Source organism: Burkholderia sp. MSMB2157WGS (assembly GCF_001532755.1).
GTDB lineage: Bacteria > Pseudomonadota > Gammaproteobacteria > Burkholderiales > Burkholderiaceae > Burkholderia.
In genome coordinates, this window is the sequence record NZ_LPJG01000038.1 from 1 (window position 1) to 1,654 (window position 1,654).

At 67.4% G+C, this 1,654-nt stretch carries 1 protein-coding gene; it reads right to left on the bottom strand.

The genetic code is table 11. The features are described from left to right. Window positions 1-1,654, bottom strand: a 1,654-nt coding sequence (locus WT53_RS25825) for an amidohydrolase (RefSeq protein ID WP_060262241.1), incomplete at both ends; no start/stop codon positions are given.

Consider the following 1,654-nt stretch of genomic DNA (forward strand, 5'->3'; position numbering starts at 1 on the left):
TTCGCGCAGCCGCACATCGCGGCGGCCGCCGCGCGCTGCAACGGCGCGCCGTTGCGCTGCGTCGCGCCCCAGCCGCCGTAGCCGCCAAACTCGCGCACCGGCGACCAGTCCGGCATCGCCGGCGGAATCGGCGCGTCGTGCGATGCGAACGGCCCCGCCCCCCACACGATCTTCCCGTCGACCACCGTCAGCAACGCGGTCGTGGCGGCGATATCGTCTTCCGCACACGCGAAGAAATCGCGATCCGGGACGATCAGGTCGGCAAGCTGCCCCACCGCGATGCGTCCTTTCTTGCCTTCCTCGTTCGAGAACCACGTCACGTACTCGGTCCACATCCGCAGCGCGGTTTCGCGATCGAGCAGGTTGCGCTGCGGATACAGGCGCATGCCGCCGATCGTCTTGCCCGTCACGAGCCACGCAAGCGACACCCACGGGTTGTACGACGCGACGCGCGTTGCGTCGGTGCCGGCCGACACCTTGAGCCCCTTGCCGAGCATCTTCGCGACCGGCGGCGTCGCCTCCGCGGCTTGCGCGCCGTAGCGCTCGACGAAGTACTCACCCTGGTACGCCATCCGGTGCTGCACCGCGACGCCGCCGCCGAGCGCGGCGATCCGGTCCATCGATTGCTCGGTGATCGTTTCCGCGTGATCGAAGAACCAGTTCAGCCCTTCGAGCGGGATGTCCTTGTCGACCTTCTCGAACACGTCGAGCGCGCGGCTGATGGTTTCGTCGTAGGTCGCGTGCATGCGCCACGGCCAGCGGTTTTCCGCGAGCACGCGCACGACGCCTTCGAGATCGTCCTCCATCTGCTCGGGCAGGTCCGGACGCGCGACGCGGAAGTCTTCGAAGTCGGCCGCGGAAAACGCCAGCATCTCGCCCGCGCCGTTATTGCGGAAGTAGTCGGTGCCGTCGTGGTACTTGACGCTCTTCGTCCAGTTCACGAAGTCTTCCTTCTCCGCGTTCGGCTTCTGCGTGAACAGGTTGTACGCGATCCGGATCGTCATCTCGCCCGCGTCGTGCAGCTTGCGGATCACTTCGTAATCCTCCGGATAATTCTGCGACCCGCCGCCCGCGTCGATCACGCCGGTCACGCCCAGCCGGTTCAGCTCGCGCATGAAATGGCGCGTCGAGTTGTACTGATACTCGAACGGCAACTTCGGCCCCTTCGCGAGCGTCGCGTAGAGGATCGTCGCGTTCGGGTTCGCGAGCAGCAGGCCGGTCGGGTTGCCGGCGGCATCGCGCAGGATGGTGCCGCCCGGCGGCTCCGGCGTGTCCTTCGTATAGCCGACCACCCGCAGCGCCGCCGCGTTCAGCAACGCGCGGTCGTACAGGTGCAGGATGAACACCGGGGTGTCCGGCGCGACTGCATTGAGTTCGTCGATCGTCGGCAGCCGCTTCTCCACGAACTGATGTTCGGTGAAGCCGCCGACCACGCGCACCCACTGCGGCGCGGGCGTCACGGCGACCTGACGCTTGAGCATCTCCATCGCGACCGCGAGCGACGGCACGCCGTCCCAGCGCAGTTCCATGTTGTAGTTCAGTCCGCCGCGAATCACGTGGCAGTGGTTGTCGATCAGGCCGGGCAGCACGCCGCGGCCGCCGAGATCGATCGTCTTCGTCGCGCGGCCCGCGAGCGGCATGACGTCCGCGTCGC